The sequence below is a fragment of the Campylobacter showae genome, from assembly GCF_004803815.1.
GTDB lineage: Bacteria > Campylobacterota > Campylobacteria > Campylobacterales > Campylobacteraceae > Campylobacter_A > Campylobacter_A showae.
On sequence record NZ_CP012544.1, the window covers coordinates 1,034,453 to 1,054,653 of the forward strand.

Here is a 20,201-nt window from a genome sequence, read left to right on the forward strand (position 1 = left end):
CCGGCTTAGCTGGGTCGCCGTTAAATTTGAGGCAAATTTAAATTTACCGATAAATATATAAGCTCAAATTTAGCTCGTCGATGACGCTAAGCATCTGCCTCACGTATCTTTGCTCGCGGCGAGCTTCGTTGATATCAGGCCTCTCAAATAGTCGCCCCTCGAAAAAATTTCTCCTGCTAAAGCAAAAAAGGTAAAATTTGTTATCCATAAAGGCTACGCTGGTCGATTTTAGCGTGTTTTTGTAAGCTTTTAGTATATTTAGCTTGCCCATAAACGCAGGCGTTAGAAGGTATCTCGCCTCCACCTTATCCGTCGTAAAAACTCTAAAATTTTTATTAAATTTGACATCGTCGAGCAGCTCTTTGTCACCTAAAAATTTAGTATTAAAATCCTTGCTAACGGCGACTGTTTTGTCGCGAAATTTCTTATTAAACTCGCAAACTAGCACGCTGCCTTTAAAGTCCGAATACTTGTCAAACGCATACTTTAGCAGGACGAACGCGGCGACGTATTTGTTATTTATCCGCGGATATTCGCGCTCATGACTGATCACCTCGCACAGGCTAAATTTGACGCCTTTATAGACGCCGCGCACGCTATCTTCGCTGTAAAACGTGCTGGGCCTATAAATCCCCGCCTCGTCAAATTCGCTCTGTGAGATACCGCTGTAGGCGCTATACGCAAAGCTCTCGTCGATCTCACCGATGAGCGCGCGGACGAAAACTTCTTTATAAAATTCGTTGTACTCGTCCTGTGCTTTGCCTATGTTTTTTAGCTTTGCGGGCACCCAAAATAGCAAGCCAAAAAACAGCACAAGCAAAACCAAAGCCGCCCCGCTGGCCAGATCAAAAACCTTAAGCGCCGCGAAAAATAGTGCAAAAACGCCGATGCAAAAGGCGATAAAACCGGGCGATCCCGCCACTGCAGCTCGGCACTCTTTTTGTTTGTTTTTGGTTAATATAAATGCTTGCGAAAAGGTCATTTGCTCGCTTTTGATTAAATTTTACGTAAATTTTGACCGAGCACGGCTTAAAATAAAGTGAATCAGGCGAGTAAATTTGAGTGAGGATTTTTTAAATTTGAGGTTTTTGGAGTCAAATTTGACTCGGCGCAAATTTTGAAATTTGCCGCCATTTTTTGAGCGTAAATTTGAGATCAAATTTGACAGAGCCCCAGAAGCGACTCGTCAAATTTGCAGGCCACACAGACAAAAGCTCAAATTTAGAGATTTTCTATCACCCGTTTTGTTTCTAGCGCGATTTCTAGCTCCTCGTTAGTAGGCACGACGAGAGTTTTTACCGCCGCGTCAGGGACGCTGAGATCTCGTATACCGCCGCTTGCGGCAAAATTTAGCTCGTGATCGATCTTGATGCCCATGTGCGTTAGGTCGTTGCAGATTTTCTCGCGGCTATACGGAGCGTTTTCGCCGATACCGCCAGTAAAAACGACTGCATCCACGCGACCCAAAACCGCGTAATACGCGCCGATATACTTTTTGATACGGTAGCAAAACATCTCAAAGGCTAGATGCGCGCGCTCGTCGCCTTCGTGCATTTTGGCGACCACTTCGCGCATATCGTTTGAGCCGCAGATGCCTAGTAGCCCACTTTTTTTGTTTAAAAACGCGTCTATGCCCTCAGCCGTGAGCTCGCCTAAATTTAAAAGATATGTAAGCACCGCGGGGTCCATATCGCCGCTTCTAGTGCCCATTATCAGGCCTTCTAGCGGGCTTAAGCCCATCGAGGTATCGACGCTTTTGCCCCCTTGCACAGCACAGGCGGAGGCTCCGTTGCCTAGATGCAGCGAGACGGCGTTAAATTTCTCGTACGGCACGCCTAGATATTCGGCGGCTTTTTTGGTCACGTAGTGGTGCGAAGTACCGTGAAAGCCGTATCTGCGGATGTGTAGCCTTTTGCAAAGATCAAATGGTAGGGCGTAGCGGTAGGCGTACTCGGGGATAGTTTGATGAAATACGGTATCAAAAACGACGACGTGAGGTACCTTTTTGCCACTCTCATGCATCGCATTTTTTATACCGGCTAGGTGGCCCGGGTTGTGAAGGGGTGCCAGCACGGAGTTTTGCTCGATTTTGGCGATAACGTCGGGGGTAACTAGAGCCGAGTCGCTAAAGCTCTCGCCGCCGTGCACGATGCGGTGCCCGATACCGTCTAGCTCGCTAAAATCATGCAGGATATTTGAGCTAACAAACAGCCGCCTCATCGCCTCAAGCCCCTCATGGTGATCTTTTAGCGGCGCGCGCTCCTCGTAAATTTTATCAGCGCCGACGTCTTTTAGCTTGGCATAGGAGCTTGCTTCGCCGATCTTTTCGACTAGGCCGCTAGCGATGACGCGGTTATCGCCCATATCAAAAAGCTGAAATTTAACCGACGAGCTGCCCGAGTTTAAAACCAAAATTTTCACTATTTTTCTCCTTCATTTGCGGCTTGTATCGCGCTGATTAGGACCGTATTTACGACGTCTCCCACGCCGCATCCGCGGCTTAGGTCGTTTACCGGTTTTTTTAGACCTTGCAAGATCGGTCCGACGGCGACGCAGTTTGCGCTTCTTTGCGCGATTTTATAGCCGATGTTGCCCGCGTTTAAATTTGGAAATACAAAAACGTTCGCGCGACCTGCTACGTCGCTGTTTGGTAGCTTTTTGCGCGCTACGGCTATATCTATGGCTGCGTCGTACTGCACGGGTGCTTCGATTTTTAGGGCAGGATCCAGCCCTCGCGCTATCTCGCCGGCACTCCTAACCAGATCGATATCAGCGCCGCTGCCGCTATCTCCGCTAGAGTAGCTTAGCATCGCTACTAGCGGTTCTAGTCCAAAAGCGCGTGCCGTATTGGCCGATGCTAGCGCGATTTGCGCTAGTTGCCGGGCATCCGGGTTTGGATTTATAGCGCAGTCGGCGTAGATCAGGATCTCCTCGTCAAAGCACATTATAAACGAGCTTGAAACTAGCGGGCTATCCGGGCGCGTTTTGATGATCTGAAGTGCGGGTCGGATAGTGTGCGCCGTAGTCGTGTTTGCACCGCTCACCATGGCATCTGCCAGCCCTTCTTGCACCAGCATCGTGGCAAAATACGTCCTATCTCGCACGAGCTCGCGGGCTTGCTCTAGGCTTACGCCCTTGCTTTTTCGAGCTTCAAAAAGCGCGGCGGTTAGGCGATCTGCATACTCGTTTTTTTCTAAATTTATAAATCGCGCACCGTTTAAATTTATGCCCAGTTTTTCCGCTTCAAATTTGATCTCGTTTTCGTCGCTCAAAAGGATTAAATTTACCGCACCGCTTTTTAGTAAAATTTCGCTCGCTCTTAGTATCCGCTCGTCTTCGCTTTCTGGCAAAACGACGGTTTTTTTATCTTTTGCGGCGAGTTTAAATAGCGAATTTTCAAAGCGTAAAGGCGTGATGATATCTTGCTTTGCGTTTAAAATTTCATCTAAATTTCCGCTTACGATCAGCTTTGAGTTTCGTGTAAAAAAGCTCAAATTTTCACGGCAAAAAATGGGAATGTTTAAATTTCTAGCGATTTGTAAATTTAGCTCTATTTCGCCGATATTTGCGATGCTTTTTGCAGGCTTAACGAGTACGAAATCAGCGCTCCCAGCCAGGCGGTCAAATTCATTTATCGCGCTTTTAAAAAACTCGCGCTCGCTGCCATTTTCAAAGGCTTTTTTGGCATTTTCGAGCCCGTAAAAATCATTGACGGGGTCAAAAACGGCTACATTTTTAAATTTTGTTGATATAATTTCGTAAATTTCTTGAAAATTCGCGCCAAGCGCAAGGATGGAATTAGCCATAATTTTCCTTTTGGAACTTGATTTGCTTATTTTATCGTAAAATTTTCACTTTAAGGTAAAACGTGAGAAAAAATATTTACTTTTGCGCCCTTGCAGCAGCGTTTTTGAGCGGGTGTTTACCTAGCGCCGACCCTCGCATAGATATGAAGCCGCCCGTTTACGTCGAGCAGCTTCCCGCTAAACAGGTCAACAACCAGCCAAACGCGGGCAGCCTTTTTGGTCGCGGCGATAACCCGCTTTTTGCCGACCGCAAGGCGATGAACGTAAATGATATAGTAACCGTCGTCATCAGCGAGCGCGCCAACCAAAGCTCCAGCGGCAAGCACGATACGAGTAAAAACAGCACGATAAGCCTTGGCGGAGGGATATTTACCGCAGGCTCAGCACCGCTATCGACGCTAGCTACTCAGCTAAACAAGGCCGGCGACATCGGCTTTAGCGCGGGCAATAAAAACGAATTTACGGGAGCTGGATCTAGCGTGCGCGCAGAGGCCTTTACGACTACGATTTCAGCGCGCATCATCAAGGTGTTAGAAAACGGCAACTACTTTATCGAGGGTTCGCGCGAGCTGCTCATAAACGGCGAAAAACAGATCATGCAGCTTAGCGGCGTGATCCGTCCGTACGACATCTCAAACGCCAACGAGATCGACTCGCGCTACATCGCCGACGCTAAGATCTTATATAAAACCGAAGGCGACGTGGATAGGGCGACGAGGAAGCCGTGGGGGACGAAGCTTATGGAGGCGATCTGGCCTTTTTAGTCTCTTTTGCTTTTTGGCGGCTTGTCTTTTTGTCCTATACGTCGTTGCTTTTAAATTTGACTCGGTCATTACCGACAAGGTAACTCCCGTCGCCAAATTTAAAAGCGCCTCGTCTAGAACAAAAATGCTGCACCTTATCGTTTTACGCTCAAATTTACAAATTTTACCCGCCGAGACCCGCACCCTGAAAATATAAATTTAAACACACGACGCGATAGCGTCAAATTTAACCTGTACGCAGTGCAGCAACATATCACGTGCAGTGGGGATGGTGGGGGTTTGGGGGCGGAAGTGGCGACGCTTCGTAAGTAGAAACCCCTTCCGCCACCCAAGAAAAAGAAAAAGCTTAAATTTTAGAAAACTAAAGAACGTGTATCATTAAATTTGAAAACCAAATTTAGCATCTTAAAGGTGCAGGTCTCGGTGTGTCAAATTTAAAAACATATCCAAATTTGAATCCTTCTAAATTTCGCTGGCAAATTTACTCAAATTTAAGCCTTTTCAAAGCACGGCCCAAATTCTAAGCCCGATTTTACGCGTTTTTAAACCTTAAAGCTGTATAATCGGGGTCAAATTTATCAAAAGGCGATACAGATGATAAAAGGCATTTCTGGTTCGCGCATGGTGATGGAAGCCTTGCGCGAGGAGGGCGTAGAGACGGTCTTCGGTTACCCGGGCGGCGCAGCGCTAAACATCTACGACGAGACGTATAAGCAGAGTTATTTCAAGCACGTTTTGACGCGTCACGAGCAAGCTGCCGTGCACGCAGCAGACGGCTACGCACGTGCTAGCGGCAAGGTTGGGGTAGCGTTTGTCACCAGTGGCCCCGGCTTTACAAACGCGGTCACGGGCCTAGCTACCGCATACTCAGATAGCATTCCGCTTATATTAATCAGCGGCCAGGTTCCAACCTCGCTTATCGGCACGGACGCCTTTCAGGAGATTGATGCCGTAGGTATCTCTCGCCCGTGCGTGAAGCACAACTACCTCGTGCGCAGTATCGAGGAGCTGCCGCGCATCCTAAAAGAGGCCTTTTATATCGCTCGCTCTGGACGTCCCGGCCCCGTTCACGTCGATATCCCAAAGGACATAACCGCAGCCGTTGGGGATTTTGATTACCCGACCGAGATAAAGATGCCTACATATAAACCGACCTACAAAGGCAACGCAAAACAGATCAAAAAGGCACTCGAAGTCATCGCCGAGGCCAAACGCCCGCTACTTTATCTAGGAGGCGGCGTCGTGGCGGCAAACGCTAGCGAGCTCGTGCGTAAATTTAGCGCAAAGACGGGCATCCCCGCAGTCGAAACACTGATGGGCCTTGGCGTCCTAGCGCACGAGGATAAAAATCTACTCTCGATGGTCGGCATGCACGGCAGCTACGCGGCAAATATGGCGATGAGCGAAACCGATCTCATCATCGCGCTTGGCGTGCGGTTTGACGACCGCGTGACTGGCAAGCTCAGCGAATTTGCCAAAAACGCCAAAATCATCCACGTCGATATCGATCCTAGCTCGATCTCAAAGATCGTAAACGCGCACTTTCCAATCGTAGGCGATCTAAACTGCGTCCTAGAAGAGATGGTGGAAAAAGTAAGCGTAAACGAGCAAAATTTGACCGCGTGGCGCGAGATATTGGCTCGCTACGACGCGCTAAATCCGCTGGATTACAAAGACAGCGACGAGATCATAAAACCGCAATGGGTCGTGCGTGAAACGGCTAAAATTTTAAAAGAATCGGGCAAAGACGCGGTGATCGCCACCGACGTCGGCCAGCACCAGATGTGGGTCGCGCAGTTTTATCCGTTTGATAGGCCGCGCCAGCTGATAACTAGCGGAGGCCAGGGAACTATGGGCTTTGGTTTGCCCGCAGCCCTCGGAGCTAAAAACGCGATGCCGGAAAGCACCGTCGTAAATTTCACCGGCGACGGCTCGATCCTCATGAATATCCAAGAGCTGATGACCGCCACCGAGATAGATAAGCCCGTCATCAACATCATCTTAAATAACAATTTCCTAGGCATGGTGCGCCAGTGGCAGACCTTTTTCTACGGCGAGCGCTACTCCTCGACCGACCTTAGCCTGCAACCTGATTTTGTGAAGATCGCAGAGGGCTTTGGCGGAGCGGGCTTCGTGTGCCGCACGAAGGACGAGTTTCGCTCCGCGCTAAAAGAGGCGATGGCCTGCGGTAAAACAGCGGTACTAGACGTGCGCGTGGATAGATTTGAGGACGTACTGCCGATGGTTCCTGCGGGCGCGGCGATATACAACATGATCTTAAAAAGCAAGGAATAAAAATGAGCATAAGAAGAGTGATTTCAGTCATCGTGCTAAACGAGCACGGCGTTTTATCGCGCATTTCCGGGCTTTTTGCAGGGCGCGGATACAACATCGACACGCTCACGGTAGCGCCGATCCCAGGCACCGAGCTTTCGCGTATCAGTATCGTTACTAGCGGCGACGAGCGCGTGCTAGAGCAGATCGTAAAGCAGCTACACAAGCTAATACCGACCTACAAAGTCATCGAAAGCGGCGAATTCGTCGAAAAAGAAATGGCGCTCGTTAAAATCCCGCTAAGCGAAAATTTCGGCGGACTAGACGCGATATTAAAGGCCTACAACGGCATCGTAGCAAACACCAACGAAAACTACATCGTCGTCATGGTTAGCGACGACGCGAGCAGGATAGAAAATTTCCTCAAAGCTATCAAAAAATTTAACCCCACAGACGTCGTACGCGGCGGCTCGGTGCTAATGGATCTATGATGAAACTAAGCGAAATTTATAAAATTTTAGGACTGGAATTTAGCGGCGAGGAGCTAGAGATCACGGCTCTAAATTCACTCTCAAACGCAGGTGCTAGCGAGCTAGGCTACTGCGATAGCGAGAAAAATGCTAAATTTATCGAAGGTTCAAAGGCGGGCGCGATTTTAGTCGCGTCAAATTTAAAAGAGCTCGTCGGTGCGCAAAGTAGGGCGGTAGTGGTGGAAAACCCGCATCTTGCCTTTGCCATTTTGAGCGAGTATTTTGCCAAAGAGCTTCTAGCCTCCAAGCCGCAGCCGGCGCAAATTTCGCCAAGCGCAAAGATAATGCCAAACGTCTATGTGGGCTCAGGCGCCGTGATCGGCGATAATACGCTCGTGATGGCGGGCGCTTACGTCGGCGATAACGTAAAAATCGGCGCAAACTGCGTCATCCACCCAAACGTCGTCATCTATAACGACACCGTTATCGGCAACGGTTGCCGCATCAACGCAAACGCCGTCATCGGTAGCGACGGCTTTGGCTACGCGCACACGAAAACGGGCGAGCACGTGAAAATTTACCACAACGGCAACGTCGTTTTAGAGGATTTCGTTGAGATCGGCGCATGCACGACGATAGACCGCGGCGTGTTTGAAAGCACGGTCGTAAAAGCATACGCCAAGATCGATAACCTCGTGCAAATCGGCCACAACTGCGAGATAGGCTACGGCTCGATACTGGTCTCTCAGGTAGGGCTCGCAGGCTCCACAAAGCTAGGCCGCAACGTCGTGATGGGCGGACAAAGCGGCTCTGCGGGGCATTTAAAAGTCGGCGACTTTGCCCAGATAGCGGCGCGCGGCGGCGTGTCAAAGGATATCGCGGGCGGTAAAAAATACGCGGGCGCATATCCGATAATGGAGCTAGCCGACTTTTTCAAACTGCAAGCTAAGATCGCGAGATTTTTTAAGAAAAACTAAAATTTGACGGCTTTTACGTAATAGCCGTCAAATTTGATGGCATAAATTTGAATGAAAAATCCATGGAAAAAAGCAAAAGAAAAGAAATTTTAAAAGCTATAAAAGAAAAAGAACTAGCCGGGTTTAGACAAAATTTGCCTATGCCCGAAGATAAATTTATACGGCTTTTTGATCTTTTGGACGCCCAGCTTCACGCGCACGGCTGCGATCACAGCCTAAAACTCACCGAGCAAATCCTCTCAAATTTGGAAGTAAAAGACGTTTTGAGCGTGCTTGCGTGGCTTGAAGAGCAGGGCGGATACTGCGACTGCGAAGTAATGATGAACGTTGAGCAGAAATTTGAGTATTTAGAGGAAAAATCAACATAAGAAAAGTTGCAGACATGAAACAAAACGATATAGAAATTCAAATATATAAATTTGAAAAAAATAAAACTAGCTCGTATCACCGATATTATTCATTTGATTTTTGCTATAACTATTTTTATAAAAAGCAAAATTCTGGCATAGATTTAGAAAAAGATTGTTTACAGTTGGGATACTACCTAGCCAGCTGGGGTATGCTCCGCGGTAGTTCATTTTTGCTTCAGACTAATCTTGCGCACTATAAAAAAGTTATTGAATTTATAAATAACCTATACGAAAAAGACTGGGATATAGAACATAGATAACTACGGAAATAATTTAGATAGAATTGTTGATATTTATAATGGTATAAAAGATTGCATTATGCCACCTAAAGCCGATAATAATCACCTTGTGCTAGTTAGTAAAATAATGCTAGGCACGCTAGGAATAGTGCCTGCATACGACAGATATGTATCTCAGAGTATAAAAAATATATACAATGGAGATAAGTTTAATATTAATACCCTTAACACAACCAAGAGTTTTAACAAAAAATACAAGGAGTCCTTAGAATTTTTAAACAAATTCTACAATGCAAACAAGGTCGATTTTGATACAGTTAGTATTCGCACAAAGGAATTCGGTAGCGAAAAAGATTCAAAGTTGAAATATACAAAAGCAAAAATTTTGGATATGTATCTATTTGCAAAAAGTCTACTGTGAATTTGTTTGTAAAAAAGCCGATTTTAATCCATCAGCACAGCATAAATTTGACGCCGCAAATTTAAGCCGCGTCAAATTTGAGTCAAATTTTAATTATCTTTTATAGCTTTTTACAAATTCGCCGATCCTCTCGATACCTTTTTTGATACTTTCTAAATCGGTTGCAAAAGATAGCCTAAAGTATCCGTCCATACCAAATCCCACGCCCGGCACCACGGCAACCTTCGCCTTTTCTAGCAGCTCTTTGCAAAATTTCATACTATCAGGCTCGACCTCGGAGCAGTTTATAAAAAGATAAAACGCGCCGTCGGGCTTAAGCACGCTAAGTCCCGGTATAGCATTTATCATCTCGACGCCTAGGTCGCGGCGCTTTTTAAACTCGCCCTTCATATACGCGATGTCCTCGTCGGCTTTGCCGAGCAGCGCAGGGATGGCGCCGGCTTGCGTTAGGGAGTTTATGTTGCTCGTGCTTTGGCTTTGCAGCTTGTTTACCGCGGCGTTTAGCTCTTTAAACGGGCTAGCCATGTAGCCAAATCTCCAACCCGGCATCGCGCCGCATTTGCTTAGGCCGTTTATCGTGATCGTGCGGTTAAACATATCCTCGCTCACCGCCGCGGTCGCGACGAATTCGCCCTCGTAGTTTAGCTTTTCGTACATTTCGTCGCTAGCTACGATGATTTTCGTGCCTTTTAGCACTTTGCCCAGCGCTTCGAGCTCTTTGCGGCTATATATCGCGCCCGTCGGATTGCAAGGGCTGTTTAATACTAAAATTTTAGTTCTAGGAGTGATCGCCGCCTTTAGCTGCTCGGGAGTGATTTTAAAGCCGGTCTTTTCGCTAGTTTCGATAAAGACGGGGTTGCCGCCGCTAAATTTGACCATCTCGGGGTAGCTCACCCAGTAGGGGCTTGGCACGATAACCTCGTCGCCCTCGTCGATTAGCGCCTGAAATACGTTAAAAAGCGAGTGCTTGGCGCCGACGTTGGTGATGATTTGATTAGGCGCGTAGTTTAGGCCGTTGTCGCGCTTTAGCTTTGCGGCAACCGCTTCTCTTACTTCGGGCGTGCCGGCGACGGCGGTGTATTTGCCGCAGCCTTTATCCAGAGCGGCTTTTACCTCGTTTTTGATGATCTCGGGCGTGTCAAAGTCCGGTTCGCCCGCGCCAAAACTGATCACGTCCTCGCCGCGGGCTTTCATCTCTTTTGCCTTGGTGCTGATCTCGATAGTTAGGCTTTCGCCTAGCACCTGAACTCTTTTTGATAGCATTTTTACTCCTTTTTATAAATTTAAGATATGGTTTTTAGATAGCCGTTATCGTTTAAAAACAGATACATTTCGCCTAAAATTTGCTTGCGCTGCGAGTCGGTTACGAGTTTTGACTTTTCGATGCGCTCGTTTAGGATGTCCTGGATCTCGTAGATGTCGTAGTCCAGATCCTCCATGATATCAAGGATAGACTGGCTTTCTAGCAGGTGCGACACTTTAAATCCTTCTGCGTCTATCTCGATAGTAGCTTCGGTCGGGTGAGTAAAGAGGTTGTGTTTCATGCCTAGCACCTCCTGATACGCTCCGACTAGGAAAAATCCCAAAAAGTACTCTTCCTTTTCCACGTCTACGTCGTGCAAAAACAGAGGATTTTCCTCGTCGTCAAAGCCTATCTCGCCGTCGCTATCGCAGGTGATGTCCCACAGCGACGCCGAGCGGGTAGGGCGCACGTCTAGGCGGTCAAGCGGCATGATAGGGAAATTTTGCTTTAACCCCCAAAAATCAGGCAACGACTGAAATAGCGAGAAGTTTACTAGGTAGCGCTCCTGCGCCTCTTCTTGCAGCTTTAAAAGCTCGGCGTTGTGCTGTTTGGTGCCTAGGATTTTAGCCGCTTTTTTGATGATTAGGTGGGTTAAAATTTCAGCGTTCGAGCGGTCTTGCAGATCGACGTATCCCAGATCAAATAGCGTCAAAATGCTCTCCATATGATCGATGCTATCGTGCAGATATTCTATCGCATTTGACGGTTTTATCGTGCTTAGCAGGTCGTTTAGCTCGGTGATTAGCTGAGGATTTTTCTTTTTCAGCACGAGCTTTTCCTCGGTGTAGTCCTGGCTAAAGAGCTCCAAAACCGGCGCGACTAGTACCGCGTGCGAAGCCGAGACGAAGCGGCCGCTCTCGATAAAGATATCGGGCTCCACCTCGTTTCGCTGCGTCGCCATCGTCTTTAGCAGATAGACCACGTCGTTGGCGTATTCGCTAAGTGTGTAGTTTCGGCTTGAGTTTTCCTTAAACTGCGAGTACTCTATGGCTAGGCCGCCGCCTAAATTTATGGCTTTTAGGTTTTTTGCGCCCATTTTTCGCAGCTCGGCGTAGATATTTCCTGCTTCGATTAGGGCCTTTTTTAGCGGGTGGATTTCTGTGATTTGCGAACCGATGTGAAAGTGGATCATATTAAATCGATCGAGCAAATTTGCCTCTTTTAGCAAATTTACCGCTTCGATTAGCTCGGTAGCAGTTAGCCCGAATTTGGAGTTTATGCCGCCGCTTTTAGCCCAGATACCAGATCCGCTGCTGTGCAGCCTGATGCGCAGGCCGATGTTTGGCTTTGGCGTGAAACGCTCTTTTGCGATGGCGATGATAGCCTCAAGCTCGTTTAGTCCCTCGATCGTTAGCGTGATGTTGTGCCCCATTTCAGCCGCGATAAAGCCGATGTTTATCATCTCTTTATCCTTAAAGCCGTTTACGGTGATCGGCGCGCCTTCATTATTATACGCCATCACCAGCAGCAGCTCGGCCTTTGAGCCCGCCTCCAGCCCGTAGCCGTATTTTTGGCCGTGACGGACTAGGTTTTTTACAAAGCCGGGATATTGATTTACTTTTAGCGGATAGACGGCGTTAAAGCTGCCTTTGTAGCCGAATTCGTTTTTCGCGCTCTCAAAGCTTTTGTAAATTTGCGAAATCTGCTTGTGTATGAGGTGAGGGAAACGCAGCAATAGCGGGCCTCGGTAGCCTTCGCTCCTGATGCTTTTTACGATGTCGATGATGGCGGGTTTTGAGCCGGTATTGACGCAAATTTTACCGTTTTCGACGATGAAGTTATTGTTTCCCCATAAATTTAAACCGTAATCATACATTTAAAATCCTTTTAAGCTCACTCTCCAGATCTGCCAAATCAATCGTTTTTTCGGCTTTTTCGCTCAGATCTTTTAGCCAAATTTTGCCCGATTTTAGTTCGTCCTCACCGACGCAAAGGCAAACCCTAGCGTTTGCATTATCCGCGGCATTTAGGTGTTTTTGTAGCTTTTTAGGCTCATAGCTAACGAGAACTGGAAGGTTTTTTCTTAAATTTATCGCTATTTTATAGACCGCGTCCACGCCATCGGCGTCCATCGCGCCGATATACACTCCGTTTCTTTTACTCTCGCTCTCGCGGCCGCCTAGGATTTCCATTATGCGCTCGATACCCATCGCAAAGCCCACGCCGTAGCTAGCCTTGCCGCCTAGGTACTCAACCAGCCTGTCGTAGCGTCCGCCACCCGCGACCGCGCTTTGTGCGCCGATCTCGTTTGAAACGAACTCAAACGCCGTTTTACAGTAATAATCAAGCCCGCGCACGAGTTTTGGATCTATCTCAAACTCCACGCCGTTGCCGCTTAAAATTTCTTGCAGCTTTTTAAACTCGCCCGCGCATTCGTCGTTTAGGCTACCGATTATCAGCGGTGCGTTTTCGTAGATTTTTTGACAGCTTTCGACCTTGCAGTCTAGTACGCGGATAGGATTTGTGAGCTTTCTGCGCTTACAGTCCTCGCAAATTTGACCCTCGTGCTCGTCTAAAAATTTAACTAGCTTTTCGCGGTATGTGCCCATACTGGCAGCGTCTCCGAGCGAATTTATAAGTAGCTTAGTTTTGATACCTAGCCGCGAAAAAATCTCGTTTATCATCAAAATAACGCTCGCATCCTCATAAACGCTAGGCTCGCCAAAGCACTCGCAGCCAAACTGATGAAACTCACGCAAACGCCCTTTTTGCGGACGCTCATAGCGAAACATCGAACCGTGATAAAAGTACCGTCTCACGCCGCCGGCGCGGTCAAATTTAGCCTCGATAAAGGCACGCACGACGCCGGCAGTCCCCTCCGGACGCAGGCAAACGTCGTTGCCGCCTTTGTCCTCAAACTGATACATCTCCTTGCCCACGATGTCGCTACTCTCCCCGACGCTGCGACGAAAAAGCGCCGTTTGCTCTAGGTGCGGAGCCAGCACGAACTCGTATCCGTAGTTTTTCGCGACCTCTTCGCAGATTTTGATTATCCTCTCGTAAAGTCCCGACTGGGGCGGCAAAACATCCTTCATCCCCCTTAATGCGCTAATCATTTATAAACTCCTTTATCAAATTCGTTATTTTTTCTTCGTCCCAGGCGGCGCCTATTGTGACGTAGCAGACGCCCAGTTTTTGTAAAATTTCCTCCATCGCGTCCTGCACTCTTAGTAGATACTCAAAACCTCTAGCCTCTATGCCGTCCATCTGCGCGCGCAAGCCTAGGCGCGATCTTAACGTGCTTTCGTCCGCTTTAAAAAATACTATTTTTTGCGGAAAATTTCCTTGCAGGGCGAATTTGTTTAAATTTAAAAGCTCTTCAAAGCTAAAATTTCCACCCGCCAGCGCGTAAGCCATACCGGAGACAAAACCTCTGTCGCTCAAAATCATTTTATCTAAGTTCGGTTTTATTATTTTACCGAAATGCTCGGCTCTATCGGCCAAAAATAGCAAAATTTCGGCCCTTTTATCCAGATCGTTTTCCTTTAGTAAAATCTCGCGCAAATTTTCGCCAAGCTTCGTGCCGCCCGGTTCTTTAGTCACGATCGCTTGCGTGTAAGCCGCCGCCAGCCGCGCTATCTGCGTACTTTTGCCCGCGCCGTCGATACCTTCGAATAAAATATACAAATTTAGCCTTTCAAAGTTTCTAAAATTTCGCTCGGAACCAGCTTGCTGACGTCGCCGTTATGGCTAAGAACGGAGCGCACGATCGAGCTCGAGATAAAGGCGTTTTGCAGACTCGGCATCAGATAAACAGTCTCAAGCTCATCCCAAAGCACGGCGTTTGCGTAGCCGATTTGTAGCTCGTACTCAAAGTCGCTGACCGCGCGAAGTCCGCGGATCACGATGTTTACGCCGCAGCTTTTGGCGAAATCAACGAGCAAGTTATCAAAGCCCACGACCTCGACGTTTTTTAGGTCCGTCGTTGAGATTTTAACCATTTCTACGCGTCTAGCCAAACTAAAATATGGCTGCTTGCTCTCGCTAGCCGCAACTGCAACGATAACTTTATCGAAAATTTTAGCCGCACGCTTTATGACGTCCAGATGGCCGTTTGTGACGGGATCAAAGGTGCCAGGATAGATACAAGCTTTCATTTTCCGCCTTTAAATTTTAAAGGATGATTTTACTATTTTATGCCTAAAACAGGACTTTATCTTGCGACTGGCACAGCTGTTTTTAGCCCCATCTTTTGTAAATTTGATGCTCTAACCCGAGCAGGTCTAGCCACTTGCCGATGATAAAATTTTCCATATCCTCAAGGCTATTTTGACCGGAATAATATCCAAAAACCGGCGGCGCGATAACGGCGCCAAGAGCGGAGAGCTTCGCCGCGTGCTCGAGCGCCAGCGTAGAAAACGGCATCTCTCTAACGCCCAAAACCAGCCTTTTTCGCTCTTTTAGCGCGACTGCGGCGGCGCGAGTTATCAGTGTGTCGGCAAAGCCGGCGTGGATTTTAGCTAGGGTGCTAATAGAGCAGGGCGCGACGATAGTAGCGTCTATGCCAAACGAACCCGAGCTCGGAGCTGCGGCGAGATCGGAGTCATCGTGGATGGCGGTGCGATTTTGCAAATCTTGCCAAATTTGATAAATTTCGTCTTTTTGAGTACAGTTTTTATCAAATTCGCTTTTGTTTTGAAATTTACTGCCTCCAAATTTACCTGAAATTTGAGCATCTTGTCGCTCGTTTTTCTCGCCGCCGTCAAATTTGCAAATTTGCACGTTTGCGTCGCTAAGGGCGTAGTTTTCCAAAGCGTCAAAATTTAAAACATTACCGCCTAAATCTTGCGCTTTATCAGAAATTTTATCGCTTTGATTTTTCGATCTTTCGTCTCCACCTCCAAAGTCCAGCTCGCCTTGTGCGGAGCTAAAATTTACGCTTTTTTCGTCTTCGTCGCGGCGCGACTGCGAGTCGTTTTTGTCGCAAGACGTCAAATTTTGCGCCGAAATTTTAAAATTTACGTCCGCAGCGTTTTTGTCGCCGTGATTTTTTTCAAATTTAGCCGCTACGCCGTTTTTATAAAAAATATCTGTAAAATTTAGCTCTTTTTCCAGTACGTTCATCGCGTTTTTGCTCACGCACAGATGGAGTTCGCTTCTTTTTGCTATCTCGCAGGCAAGCTTTAGCCCCAAATTTACGCCGCTTGCGCCGCTAATGCCTAGAAAAATTTTCATCTTATCATCACCTGTTTTTTTGAGACGATTTGAGCGCTAAAGACCTTTTTATCGTTATTTTTGACCTTGATCGTCTCGCCTAGATTGCCGTTTTCTAGCGCGGTGACTTCGACTATGATACTGAGCGCACCGTCGCTAAGCACGGCGTTAACGCGCTCGCCTTTTTTTATGAGCGGTAGCGGGGTAAATTGCCGTAGCCGCAATACTTCGCCGCTTTTTATGTTTTGCTTCGTCGCTAGCCTCGCGTTTGGCGCTTCGCTCATCATGTCGGGGCTAAACTCGTCAAGCTCGACCCAGTCTTTTGCAAAGTCGTCTATACCTAGCATCTGGCGCGTCGTTAGTGGCTTAGTAGCCCGCAAAACAGGCATTTTTGCGCTAACTTCGTATCTAAAAAATACGCTTGGCTGCGAGCCGTTTGGCGTGATAAAACTAGCTCTAAAGCTACCTTTTGGATTGATTTTATTTACGTAAATTTTGTCAAATTTGTATTCGTGGAAGTTTTTAGGAAGTTCATTTTGAGGTTCGATGAGCGGAAATTTGACGAATTGTAACTCCTTAAACTCGTTTGCAACCTCTTGCAAAAAGGCGCGCTGCACGAGAGCCAATGCGTCGCAGTTTTTGACAAATATCGTCTCTCCGCCGCTTTTATCCTCAAGCTCTAGTCCGTGTTTTTTTAAAATTTCAGCCAAATCTCGCGAATTTATTTTTGCGGCTTTGTTCTCGCCTAAATTTAAAATCTCGTCGCTTTTGTCCGTAAAGCCCAAGTCCGCAAGCGTGATTTTGCCGTTTGAAACGCAATACATCGGCCAAAGCGCTAAATCTGAAGAAAATAAAAAAATGGGAAAAAATAGTAAGAAAAAAATGGAGCGGGAAACGAGATTCGAACTCGCGACCCCAACCTTGGCAAGGTTGTGCTCTACCCCTGAGCTATTCCCGCACCGTTTGAGAAGTTGCAATTTTAGCAAAAACGTTTTCATTTGTCAAGAAAATTTCAAAATTTTTACGATTTCGCCCGCTTTTAGCTCGCCGAGGCTTTCGCTTGTTACCAAAACGGCGTTACTTTTGATAAGCGGAGTTATCATGCCAGAACCGAATTTATTATTATCCGTCACGCTAAATTTGCCCCCCAAAAAGCTACCGAGCACGATATTTTGGCGTCCCGATTTTATTTTTACGTCTTGATTTAGGGCGGCGTCAAATTTTTCAAGCTGTGTGCCTTTTAAAAAAGGAACGACCAGCAAAAAGCACATCAAAAACGCAGCCATCGGATTTCCGGGCAGGATAAAGACAATTTTTTTATCTTTTATAAAAGCTTTGCTCGGTCGTCCGGGGCGGATATTTACGCCGTCGAAAAGCTCGCTAAAGCCTAAATTTAAAAGCGCCGTTTTCATAAAATCAGCCTCGCCCTTGCTCGCTCCGCCGCTTGTTATGATGACGTCAAATTTAGCCGTCTCTAGCGCATGCGTCGTACTTTCTAGATCGTCCTTAATAATGCCTGCGTACGAGCTAGCAAAGCCGAAGCTTTGAAGCAAAGACGCGATGCCTGCGCCGTTTGCGTTATATATTTGCTCCTCGCTAGCGTTTTGCCACGGCTCAACCACTTCATCGCCGCTTGAAAATATACCGATCTTTAGCTCGCGCTCTACACAGACGCAATAAATGCCCTGAGCAGCTAGCATCATTACTCTTGCGGGCATTAAAATTTCGCCTTTTTTTAGCAAAATTTCACCAGCTTTGACCTCTTCGCCCTTATATCTTAGGGCGTTAAATTTTTTGACTTTGCTTTGCGGCGAGAGCTTGCTGTCCTGCAAAATAGCGTCTTCAAAAGGCACGACGGTGTCGGCATTCGTCGGCATTTTTGCGCCCGTCATTATCTTTACGCATTCGCCTTTTTTTAGCGTGATTTCAGCCTCATCGCCTGCCAAGACGGTTGCCGCGACGCTTAACGGCTCGTTAAAATCATCAAAATTAAGCGCGTAGCCGTCCATCGCGGCATTATCGAAGGAAGGCAAATTTTTAACGGCAACGACGCCCTGTGCTAAAATTTTGCCCGTCGCGCGCTCAAGGCTCGCAAACTCGCCGCAGCCGTCAAATTTAGCTTTTTCTAGGATCAAATTTTGAGCAAGCTCTAGCGTCATTTTACTCCTCCAGCCTGCGTATTTTTGCGCCCAGAGCCGCCAGCTTGCGCTCTAGCCCCTCGTAGCCTCTATCTAGGTGATAAATTCTGTGCACGCGGCTAGTTCCGTTTGCGGCAAGGGCCGCTAGCACTAGGGCAGAGCTTGCGCGCAGATCGGTAGCCATCATGTCTGCAGCGTTTATCTCGCCTCCGCCGTAGATCGTCGCGATGTGGCCGTTTAGGCGGATGTCCGCGCCCATACGCGTGAGCTCGCTAACGTGCATAAATCGGTTCTCAAAAAGCCTCTCGTCGATCGTGCTGACGCCGTTTGCTACGAGCGAGAGCGCCATAAACTGCGCCTGCATATCGGTCGGAAAGCCCGGAAACTCCGTCGTTACGATCTCGACGGGATTAACGTTTTTAGCCGGCATTATGGTTATTTTATCGCCGTCCACGACGGTTTCAAAGCCCATTTGGTTAAATTTAGTAAGCACGGCTCGCAAATGCGCGGCATTAGCGTTTGTGATAGTAACCTGCGAGTTCGTGATCGCCCCGGTGCAAAGATACGTGCCCGCCTCGATCCTATCGGGGATGACCGTTATCTCGCCGACATCCAGTAGGCGTCTATCCGTACCTTCGATCACGAGCTCGTCCGTGCCGATACCCTCGATCTTCACGCCTCCAGCGGCCAAAACCTCGCAAAGCTGTACCACCTCAGGCTCTTTAGCGACGTTGATTAGATGCGTCGTGCCGTGAGCGAGCGCGGCAGCCATGATGATGTTTTCGCTCCCCGTTACCGTGATCTTGTCAAACACGATCTGCGCGCCCTTTAGCCCATCAGGCGCCGTGGCTACGACATAGCCTTGCTTTATCTCGATGTTTGCGCCCATTTTTTCTAGCGCGCTTAGATGTAGATCGATCGGTCTTTGTCCGATCGCGCAGCCACCCGGCAGGCTCACCTCGCAGTGGCCAAACCTCGCTAGCAGCGGACCAAGAACCAGGATGGAGGCGCGCATTTTACGCACGATGTCGTAGTTGGCCTTTGTGGAGCTGACGTAATTTGAGTTGATTTTTAACGTGTGATCGTCCGTAAATTCGCACTTTGCACCCAAATTTACCAGCAGAGTAGCCAATGTTTTTATATCTGCGACGTTTGGTATATTTTTTAGCGTCACGTCGTTTTTTATGATTAGAGCCGCGGCTATTAGGGGCAGGGCGGCATTTTTCGCACCGCTTATGGCGACTTCGCCGCCTAGTTTCGCGTTTCCTTCGATTTCTAAATAATGCATCATTTTAAATCCTTAAATAAAATCCAAAGTATAGTGAAATTTAGCTTATAAATTTAAATTTATGCCGATATTTACCGATTTATTTATATAATCCTGCTTTTAGGCAGTTCGTCTCTACGGCTTGTCTCTTGGGTAAATTTAAATGATCTAGAAATTTTCTCCCTCGATGAACTATTATGTTCTATCTTCGGTCAAAAATTTCGTCGAAACATTTAAATTTATCACAAGATACTTCGCCTTGAAATTTAAATATAAAATAGGATGATTTAAATGAAATTTACGATTTTTTTACCGCTTGCGCCAATTGCTGCTTTGATTTTTAGCGGATGCGCGAACGATGCGCCCAAAATTTATCCGATCGATCAAAGCGGACAGATTTTAAACGCGAGATTTTTAAACTCGCAGCAAGACGTATTTAACGATCTGGGCGGCAAAGCGCTTTCAAATTTTATGCAAGATTTTTTGGGCAAAAAAGACGGCGGAGACTGCTCTGGTTTCGTCTCGCTTGTAAATAAAAACATAAATAACGTTTACTTTTCCGAGACGAATTTACTCAAATTTTACGGCGAACAAGGATCAAAATCGCAAGCTATTTATAATTTTTACAAAAAGCGAAATTTGATCTCGCAAACAAGCCCGAAGCTCGGAGATTTGGTATTTTTTAACAACACCACGAGCCAAACCAAAGGCAAAAATAAACAAACCATAACGCATCTAGGTATCATAGACCGCATAGAAGATGACGGAACTATAAGATTTATGCATAATACCAGAGGCAAAAACAAAAGCGGATTTATAAATCTATTTCAAAAAAATAGCCATAAAATAGGCGGCAAAGAGGTGAATTCCTACATCGTGGCGTGCAAGGGCGGCGACGCTAACTGCCTAACGTCAAACAGATTCGCCGGCTTTGGCAAGGTTAATTTTTAGCTAAATTTATGTCTAAATTTTATATGA

General features: G+C 47.1%; 20 protein-coding genes and 1 tRNA gene. 8 read left to right on the top strand and 13 right to left on the bottom strand.

From position 1 onward, the window contains the following. Positions 1-43 precede the first annotated feature (43 nt). The 3 genes from CSHOW_RS05030 to pta form a co-directional block, all read right to left on the bottom strand. Positions 44-982, bottom strand: coding sequence for a DUF3137 domain-containing protein (locus CSHOW_RS05030; RefSeq protein WP_002947764.1), 939 nt, complete (start codon positions 980-982; stop codon positions 44-46). Positions 983-1,221: 239 nt separating this feature from the next. Then, a complete protein-coding gene (locus CSHOW_RS05035) occupies positions 1,222-2,421 on the bottom strand; it encodes an acetate kinase (RefSeq protein WP_002947756.1) in 1,200 nt (399 codons plus the stop codon). Continuing rightward, positions 2,421-3,806, bottom strand: a complete 1,386-nt coding sequence (gene pta, locus CSHOW_RS05040; RefSeq protein WP_002947755.1) for a phosphate acetyltransferase — start codon at positions 3,804-3,806, stop codon at positions 2,421-2,423. The genes CSHOW_RS05035 and pta overlap by 1 nt, the downstream gene beginning before the upstream one ends. 62 nt (positions 3,807-3,868) lie before the next feature. Here pta and flgH point away from each other — a divergent pair, with 62 nt between their 5' ends. From flgH to CSHOW_RS05075, 7 genes are all read left to right on the top strand, one after another. Then, the gene (gene flgH, locus CSHOW_RS05045) at positions 3,869-4,570 is read left to right on the top strand and encodes a flagellar basal body L-ring protein FlgH (protein WP_002947754.1); all 702 of its coding nucleotides are present in this window, start codon (positions 3,869-3,871) and stop codon (positions 4,568-4,570) included. Positions 4,571-5,164: 594 nt separating this feature from the next. After that, on the top strand, positions 5,165-6,865 hold the full coding sequence (locus CSHOW_RS05050) for an acetolactate synthase large subunit (protein WP_002947752.1): 1,701 nt from the start codon (positions 5,165-5,167) through the stop codon (positions 6,863-6,865). Positions 6,866-6,873: 8 nt separating this feature from the next. After that, complete coding sequence (gene ilvN, locus CSHOW_RS05055) at positions 6,874-7,335, top strand: acetolactate synthase small subunit (protein ID WP_163026421.1); 462 nt, start codon at positions 6,874-6,876, stop codon at positions 7,333-7,335. Beyond that, positions 7,335-8,291: a UDP-3-O-(3-hydroxymyristoyl)glucosamine N-acyltransferase gene (lpxD, locus tag CSHOW_RS05060; protein WP_002947750.1), complete on the top strand. Its 957-nt coding sequence runs from the start codon at positions 7,335-7,337 to the stop codon at positions 8,289-8,291. Before ilvN ends, lpxD begins: the two co-directional genes overlap by 1 nt. Before the next feature lie 47 nt (positions 8,292-8,338). Continuing rightward, positions 8,339-8,659: a DUF2695 domain-containing protein gene (locus CSHOW_RS05065; RefSeq protein WP_002947749.1), complete on the top strand. Its 321-nt coding sequence runs from the start codon at positions 8,339-8,341 to the stop codon at positions 8,657-8,659. A gap of 14 nt (positions 8,660-8,673) precedes the next feature. Beyond that, on the top strand, positions 8,674-8,961 hold the full coding sequence (locus CSHOW_RS05070) for a hypothetical protein (protein ID WP_002947748.1): 288 nt from the start codon (positions 8,674-8,676) through the stop codon (positions 8,959-8,961). Between the two features lie 106 nt (positions 8,962-9,067). After that, positions 9,068-9,361, top strand: a complete 294-nt coding sequence (locus CSHOW_RS05075) for a hypothetical protein (RefSeq protein WP_002947747.1) — start codon at positions 9,068-9,070, stop codon at positions 9,359-9,361. Between the two features lie 93 nt (positions 9,362-9,454). On the opposite strand, the gene CSHOW_RS05080 is transcribed toward CSHOW_RS05075, so the two are convergent. From CSHOW_RS05080 to murA, 10 genes are all read right to left on the bottom strand, one after another. After that, positions 9,455-10,624, bottom strand: coding sequence for a pyridoxal phosphate-dependent aminotransferase (locus tag CSHOW_RS05080; protein ID WP_002947745.1), 1,170 nt, complete (start codon positions 10,622-10,624; stop codon positions 9,455-9,457). A 20-nt stretch (positions 10,625-10,644) separates the two neighbouring features. After that, on the bottom strand, positions 10,645-12,480 hold the full coding sequence (gene speA / locus CSHOW_RS05085) for a biosynthetic arginine decarboxylase (RefSeq protein WP_002947744.1): 1,836 nt from the start codon (positions 12,478-12,480) through the stop codon (positions 10,645-10,647). Next, a complete protein-coding gene (gene hisS, locus CSHOW_RS05090; RefSeq protein ID WP_002947743.1) occupies positions 12,473-13,720 on the bottom strand; it encodes a histidine--tRNA ligase in 1,248 nt (415 codons plus the stop codon). The genes speA and hisS overlap by 8 nt, the downstream gene beginning before the upstream one ends. Next, complete coding sequence (tmk, locus tag CSHOW_RS05095; RefSeq protein WP_002947742.1) at positions 13,713-14,291, bottom strand: dTMP kinase; 579 nt, start codon at positions 14,289-14,291, stop codon at positions 13,713-13,715. The genes hisS and tmk overlap by 8 nt, the downstream gene beginning before the upstream one ends. A gap of 2 nt (positions 14,292-14,293) precedes the next feature. Further along, positions 14,294-14,761: a pantetheine-phosphate adenylyltransferase gene (coaD, locus tag CSHOW_RS05100; protein ID WP_002947735.1), complete on the bottom strand. Its 468-nt coding sequence runs from the start codon at positions 14,759-14,761 to the stop codon at positions 14,294-14,296. An 82-nt stretch (positions 14,762-14,843) separates the two neighbouring features. Next, positions 14,844-15,839, bottom strand: a complete 996-nt coding sequence (locus tag CSHOW_RS05105; protein WP_002947734.1) for a UbiX family flavin prenyltransferase — start codon at positions 15,837-15,839, stop codon at positions 14,844-14,846. After that, a complete protein-coding gene (flgA, locus tag CSHOW_RS05110) occupies positions 15,836-16,642 on the bottom strand; it encodes a flagellar basal body P-ring formation chaperone FlgA (RefSeq protein ID WP_002947733.1) in 807 nt (268 codons plus the stop codon). The genes CSHOW_RS05105 and flgA overlap by 4 nt, the downstream gene beginning before the upstream one ends. Positions 16,643-16,701: 59 nt before the next feature. Continuing rightward, positions 16,702-16,776, bottom strand: a tRNA-Gly gene (locus CSHOW_RS05115). A 43-nt stretch (positions 16,777-16,819) separates the two neighbouring features. Then, positions 16,820-17,977, bottom strand: coding sequence for a molybdopterin molybdotransferase MoeA (locus CSHOW_RS05120; protein WP_002947731.1), 1,158 nt, complete (start codon positions 17,975-17,977; stop codon positions 16,820-16,822). Position 17,978: 1 nt separating this feature from the next. Beyond that, positions 17,979-19,244 (bottom strand): UDP-N-acetylglucosamine 1-carboxyvinyltransferase, encoded by a 1,266-nt coding sequence (gene murA, locus CSHOW_RS05125; protein WP_039895163.1) that lies wholly within the window; start codon positions 19,242-19,244, stop codon positions 17,979-17,981. A 270-nt stretch (positions 19,245-19,514) separates the two neighbouring features. Here murA and CSHOW_RS05130 point away from each other — a divergent pair, with 270 nt between their 5' ends. Next, complete coding sequence (locus CSHOW_RS05130) at positions 19,515-20,174, top strand: NlpC/P60 family protein (RefSeq protein ID WP_002947728.1); 660 nt, start codon at positions 19,515-19,517, stop codon at positions 20,172-20,174. Positions 20,175-20,201: the final 27 nt, after the last annotated feature.

Excerpts from the sequence above, each read along its gene's own strand:
- CSHOW_RS05070 (WP_002947748.1), top strand. The coding sequence starts at position 8,674 with ATGAAACAAAACGATATAGAAATTCAAATATATAAATTTGAAAAAAAT.
- hisS (WP_002947743.1), bottom strand. The coding sequence starts at position 13,720 with ATGATTAGCGCATTAAGGGGGATGAAGGATGTTTTGCCGCCCCAGTCG.
- flgA (WP_002947733.1), bottom strand. The coding sequence starts at position 16,642 with ATGTATTGCGTTTCAAACGGCAAAATCACGCTTGCGGACTTGGGCTTT.
- CSHOW_RS05080 (WP_002947745.1), bottom strand. The coding sequence starts at position 10,624 with ATGCTATCAAAAAGAGTTCAGGTGCTAGGCGAAAGCCTAACTATCGAG.
- pta (WP_002947755.1), bottom strand. The coding sequence starts at position 3,806 with ATGGCTAATTCCATCCTTGCGCTTGGCGCGAATTTTCAAGAAATTTAC.
- CSHOW_RS05050 (WP_002947752.1), top strand. The coding sequence starts at position 5,165 with ATGATAAAAGGCATTTCTGGTTCGCGCATGGTGATGGAAGCCTTGCGC.
- lpxD (WP_002947750.1), top strand. The coding sequence starts at position 7,335 with ATGAAACTAAGCGAAATTTATAAAATTTTAGGACTGGAATTTAGCGGC.
- CSHOW_RS05075 (WP_002947747.1), top strand. The coding sequence starts at position 9,068 with ATGCTAGGCACGCTAGGAATAGTGCCTGCATACGACAGATATGTATCT.
- murA (WP_039895163.1), bottom strand. The coding sequence starts at position 19,244 with ATGCATTATTTAGAAATCGAAGGAAACGCGAAACTAGGCGGCGAAGTC.
- CSHOW_RS05030 (WP_002947764.1), bottom strand. The coding sequence starts at position 982 with ATGACCTTTTCGCAAGCATTTATATTAACCAAAAACAAACAAAAAGAG.
- CSHOW_RS05105 (WP_002947734.1), bottom strand. The coding sequence starts at position 15,839 with ATGAAAATTTTTCTAGGCATTAGCGGCGCAAGCGGCGTAAATTTGGGG.
- CSHOW_RS05120 (WP_002947731.1), bottom strand. The coding sequence starts at position 17,977 with ATGACGCTAGAGCTTGCTCAAAATTTGATCCTAGAAAAAGCTAAATTT.
- speA (WP_002947744.1), bottom strand. The coding sequence starts at position 12,480 with ATGTATGATTACGGTTTAAATTTATGGGGAAACAATAACTTCATCGTC.
- CSHOW_RS05130 (WP_002947728.1), top strand. The coding sequence starts at position 19,515 with ATGAAATTTACGATTTTTTTACCGCTTGCGCCAATTGCTGCTTTGATT.
- coaD (WP_002947735.1), bottom strand. The coding sequence starts at position 14,761 with ATGAAAGCTTGTATCTATCCTGGCACCTTTGATCCCGTCACAAACGGC.